At 61.0% G+C, this 5,272-nt stretch carries 3 protein-coding genes; all 3 read right to left on the bottom strand.

Annotation, left to right across the window (positions count from 1 at the left end):
• Window positions 1-58: 58 nt before the first annotated feature.
• The 3 genes from WBB95_RS08280 to WBB95_RS08270 all read right to left on the bottom strand — a co-directional run bounded on the left by WBB95_RS08280 (window position 59) and on the right by WBB95_RS08270 (window position 5,216).
• On the bottom strand, window positions 59-1,828 hold the full coding sequence (locus tag WBB95_RS08280) for an acyl-CoA dehydrogenase C-terminal domain-containing protein (protein ID WP_424487135.1): 1,770 nt from the start codon (window positions 1,826-1,828) through the stop codon (window positions 59-61).
• Window positions 1,829-1,918: 90 nt separating this feature from the next.
• Window positions 1,919-3,208 (bottom strand): diguanylate cyclase, encoded by a 1,290-nt coding sequence (locus WBB95_RS08275; RefSeq protein ID WP_424487134.1) that lies wholly within the window; start codon window positions 3,206-3,208, stop codon window positions 1,919-1,921.
• 202 nt (window positions 3,209-3,410) lie between these two features.
• The gene (locus WBB95_RS08270) at window positions 3,411-5,216 is read right to left on the bottom strand and encodes a phenylacyl-CoA dehydrogenase (protein ID WP_424487133.1); all 1,806 of its coding nucleotides are present in this window, start codon (window positions 5,214-5,216) and stop codon (window positions 3,411-3,413) included.
• Window positions 5,217-5,272 lie beyond the last annotated feature (56 nt).

Here is a 5,272-nt window from a genome sequence, read left to right as displayed (position 1 = left end):
CTGACAGACCGCTTTCGCGAGCAAGCCCGCTCCCACACTTAAACCGTGGTGTCAGCCCCTACAGCGCAAACAACTCAGCCGGCAAGCTCATCAGGCATTCGCTGCCCGCTTCCACGGCGGCCTGGTGGGTCGCCGTACGCGGCAGCAAGCGCTTGAAGTAGAAGTCGCACGTGGCCAGCTTGGCCTTGGCGAACTCAGTGTCGTCGTGTGCTTGCGCGGCGATCGCCATGCGCAGCCACAGGTAGGCGAGGATGATGTAACCGCTGTACATCAGGTAATCCACCGCGGCGGCGCCCACTTCGTCGGGGTTTTTCATCGCCGCCATGCCGACCTTGACCGTCAGCTCGCCCCACTGCTGGTTCAGTTGATTGAGCTGCTCCACGTGGGCCTTGAGCTGCGGGTGTTCGGCATTTGCCGCGCAGAACTTATGCACGATTTTGGTAAAACCGCGCAGCAGTTTGCCTTGGCTGCCGAGCACCTTGCGCCCCAGCAGGTCAAGGGCCTGGATGCCGTTGGTGCCTTCATAGATCGGCGCAATCCGCGCATCACGCGCCAGTTGCTCCATGCCCCACTCGCGAATATAGCCGTGACCACCGAATACCTGCATGCCGTGGTTGGTCACCTCCAGGCCGGTGTCGGTCATAAAGGCTTTGCAGATGGGCGTGAGGAATGCCAACAGGTCTTCGGCCTCCTGGCGCTGCGCGGCGTCGCTGCTCAGGTGCGCGGTGTCGAGCAATTGCGCAGTGAAATAGGTCAGCGCACGGTTGCCCTCGTTGAACGCTTTCATGGTCAGCAGCATGCGGCGCACGTCGGGGTGCACGATGATCGGGTCGGCAGACTTTTCAGGGGCCTTGGCGCCGGTCAGCGAGCGCATTTGCAGGCGGTCGTTGGCGTATTTGATCGCACCCTGGAAACTCGCCTCGCCATTGCACAGGCCCTGCATGCCGGTGCCCAGGCGCGCGTGGTTCATCATGGTGAACATGCAGTTGAGGCCTTTGTTCGCCTCGCCAATCAGAAAGCCTGTGGCGCCGTCGAAGTTCAGCACACAGGTGGCCGAGGCCTTGATACCCATCTTGTGCTCGATGGAACCGCAATGCACGGCGTTGCGCTCACCCGAATCGGCATGGAACTTGGGCACGATAAACAGCGAGATGCCCTTGGTGCCCGCTGGCGCGTCGGGCAACTTGGCGAGCACCAGGTGGATGATGTTGGCGCTCATGTCGTGCTCGCCGGCCGAGATGAAAATCTTGCTGCCGGTCACGGCATAACTACCATCCGCCTGGGGCACGGCGCGGGTCTTGATCAGGCCAAGGTCGGTGCCGCAGTGGGCTTCGGTCAGGCACATGGTGCCGGTCCACTCGCCCGCGGTGAGTTTGTTCAGGTAAGTCGTTTTCTGTTCGTCGGTGCCGTGGGCATGGATCGCCGACATCGCGCCGTGAGTCAGGCCCGGGTACATGCCCCAGGAGGTATTGCTGGAGCCGATCATTTCGCTCAACACCAGGCCCAACGAGTGCGGCAAACCCTGGCCACCGTAGGCCGGGTCCGCCGCCACGCCGTGCCAGCCACCGGCCACGTATTGCGCGAACGCTTCCTTGAAGCCTTTTGGCGTGGTCACCACACCGTTGTCGAAATGGCAGCCCTCTTCATCACCGCTGCGGTTGAGCGGCGACAGCACGTTTTCGCAGAATTTGGCGCCTTCTTCGAGGATCGCATTGACCATGTCCGGGCTGGCGTCGGTGGCGCCCAGCGCAGCGTAATGGCCGTTGAAATCAAACACGTTGTCGATCAGAAAGCGCATGTCGCGCAGGGGAGCTTTGTAGTCAGGCATGGCAATGTCTCCGGCAGCAGATGGTTTCAACCTACTGCCGGCCACGGCCGCAAACAATCACTGTAGAACCGCTGAATACACCGCCATCACTCAACCGGCAGCGGTTTCCATGCGCACCGCGCCGCGACGGGTTTGCCCGGCGGCGACCACGCAATTACGCCCGGCGCCTTTGGCGGCGTACAGCGCCTGGTCGGCAGACTTGAGCACTTCTTCTGGCGTGCGCTGCTCGGCCTGTCGCTCGGCCACGCCGATGCTGACGGTCACCGACACACTCGACGCCCCGCTGCCCGCGCGGCGCTGACGGCCCTGATGGTCGTCGTTGGGACGGTCCGGGTTACGCAGCTTGATATCGTAATGGGCGATGATCTCGCGGATTTCCTCCAAATGCGGCATGCATTCATCCAGGGTCTTGCCGGCGAACACCACTGCAAACTCTTCACCGCCATAACGGTAGGCCCGCCCGCCGCCGTTGACCTTGGACAGTTTGCTCGCCACCAGCCGCAGCACCTGGTCGCCGACGTCGTGGCCATGGGTGTCGTTGAAGCGCTTGAAGTGGTCGACGTCGGTCATGGCCAACACATAGTTGCGCCCCAACCGTTGCATGCGTTCGTTGAGCGCGCGACGCCCCGGCAGGCCGGTGAGTTCGTCACGGAAGGCCATCTGATAGGCCTCATGCGCCACGCCGGCAGCAATCATCAGCATCACCTGGCTGCAAATGATGTTCAGGGTAAACGGCAGGATGAAGGTTTGCGGCAGCATCCAGAACAGCCCCAACAGGCCGACCAGTTGCGCGGCGTGCAGCGGACGCGGCTGATACCAGTACTGGGTGGCCAGGGTGAGGAAGCCGATCAGGAACATCGGGTACGCCAACTGGATCAAGCTCATCCAACTGCCATGCAGCGCTGGCCAGCGGATCTCGGCTAACCAGCTAAGCACTGCCTGGGGATAACTTTGCTCCAGCGCCAACGCCACGCAGCCCACCGCCAACAGCACGGCGCAGCGCGCCACCAAGTCGCGAAACAGATGGGTTCTTTCCTGCCACAGCGCATAAATGCTGAACAGCAACGGCAGCAGCAGGCAACACAGGTGAAACACCACGGCGGCGTCTTCGCGTACGCGGCCATTGTCGCGGTAAAAATCGGTCTGGGTGTCCAACAGGAAATAGACGATGTACACCGTGATCATCAAAAACAGCTCACGCTGTCGCCGGTACACCGCGCAATAGGAGCCGCCGAGCAGCAACACCAAGGTTGGCAGCACATTGAACAGTGAGGTGAAGAACACGTTGAGGTCTTTGACGTACGCAGCCGAGAGCCCGGCCAGCAACAGCAGCAACGAAGGGAAAAAATGACTGAAACGTACCGCAGACACGCGTGACAAGGGTAAAACTCCGACGCACCAAAAAGATGGCACTGTGCCTTGATGCCGACAGTTAAGCACAACCGCCCGAACATGTATCACATTGCCATCACTGTAACGGCAGCCAAGCGCAATCCCTGAGCGTCACGCTGTGTTTTTTATCAGGCATAAAAAAACCGCTGCTCCCAAGGGAGCGGCGGTTTTCAAGACAACCCGGTGAGGTTTAGTAAGCCAGGCCGAAGTCTTCTTCTCTCATGTCCATCAGGTTGTTGGCGCCCGACAGCATGGTGGCCTTGTGGGCCAGGGTACGCGGCAGGATGCGCTGGAAGTAGAAGCGCGCGGTCTGCAGCTTGGCGGTGTAGAACGCCTCTTCGGTGGTGCCGGCAGCCAGTTTTTCTGCCGCCAGGCGTGCCATGTCGGCCCAGAAGTAAGCCAGGCAGGCATAACCGGAGTACATCAGGTAATCCACCGAGGCGGCACCGACTTCTTCACGGTCTTTCATCGCGGCCATGCCGACCTTCATGGTCAACTCGCCCCACTCTTTGTTCAGTGCAGCCAGCGGTGCAACGAATTCCTTGACCGCTTCGTTGCCTTCGTTGGCCTGGCAGAACTTGTGCACGATCTTGGTGAAGCCCTTGAGCGCTTCGCCTTGGGTCATCAGCACTTTACGGCCCAGCAGGTCCAGCGCCTGGATGCCGGTGGTGCCTTCGTACAGCATCGAAATGCGGCTGTCGCGAACGTTCTGCTCCATGCCCCACTCGGCGATGAAGCCGTGGCCGCCGTAGATTTGCACGCCGTGGTTGGCCGACTCAAAACCGACTTCGGTCATGAAGGCCTTGGCGATCGGGGTCATGAAGGCCAGCAGGCCATCAGCCTGTTTCTTGGCGTCGTCGTCGGTGCCGTACTTGACGATGTCCACTTGCTTGGCGGTGAAGTACACCATCGCACGGTTGCCTTCGGCGAAGGCTTTCATGGTCAGCAGCATGCGGCGTACGTCAGGGTGCACGATGATCGGGTCAGCGGCCTTGTCCGGGGCTTTCGGGCCGGTCAGGGAGCGCATTTGCAGGCGATCACGCGCATATTTCAGGCCGCCCTGGAAGCCGATTTCAGCGTGGGACAGGCCTTGCAGCGCGGTACCCAGGCGAGCGGTGTTCATAAAGGTGAACATGCAGTTCAGGCCTTTGTTCGGCGGGCCGATCAGGAAACCCGTGGCCGCGTCGAAGTTCATCACGCAGGTGGCGTTACCGTGGATGCCCATCTTGTGCTCCAGGGAACCACAGGTCACCGCGTTGCGCTCGCCCACCGAGCCGTCTGCGTTCGGCATGAATTTAGGCACGATAAACAGCGAAATGCCTTTGGTGCCGGCCGGAGCATCCGGCAGGCGGGCCAGTACGATGTGGACGATGTTGTCGGCCATGTCGTGTTCACCGGCCGAGATGAAGATCTTGGTGCCGGAGACTTTGTAGGAACCGTCGGCCTGAGGCTCGGCCTTGGTGCGCAGCATGCCCAGGTCGGTGCCGCAATGTGGTTCGGTCAGGCACATGGTGCCGGTCCACTCGCCGGACACCAGCTTGGTCAGGTAAGCGTCCTGCTGTTCTGGGGTGCCGTGCTCGGAAATAGTGTTCATCGCGCCATGCGACAGGCCAGGGTACATGCCCCACGACCAGTTGGCCGCGCCAACCATTTCGCTCACCGCCAGGCCCAGGGATTCCGGCAGGCCTTGGCCGCCGTGCTCCACGTCGTGGGCCAGGCTCGGCCAGCCGCCTTCGACGAACTGTTTGTAGGCTTCTTTGAAACCAGTAGGGGTTTTAACGCCTGACTCGCTCCAGGTACACCCTTCGATGTCACCCACGCGGTTCAACGGTGCCAGCACCTGCTCACAGAACTTGGCGCCTTCTTCGAGAATGGCGTCAACCATGTCCGGGGTAGCGTCCTGGCAAGCCGGCAGGCTCTGATAGTGCGCTTCATAGCCGAGCAGTTCGTCACGAACGAAGCGAATATCACGCAAGGGGGCCTTGTAGTCAGGCATAGCGATAAACCTCTGCTGATGTATCTGGGATGAACAACCGCGTGGATGAAGGGTGG

This window comes from Pseudomonas sp. (assembly GCF_049645325.1).
Classification (GTDB): domain Bacteria; phylum Pseudomonadota; class Gammaproteobacteria; order Pseudomonadales; family Pseudomonadaceae; genus Aquipseudomonas.
The sequence above is the reverse complement of the archived record's forward strand: the minus strand, read 5'-3'. Positions and strand labels throughout refer to the sequence as shown.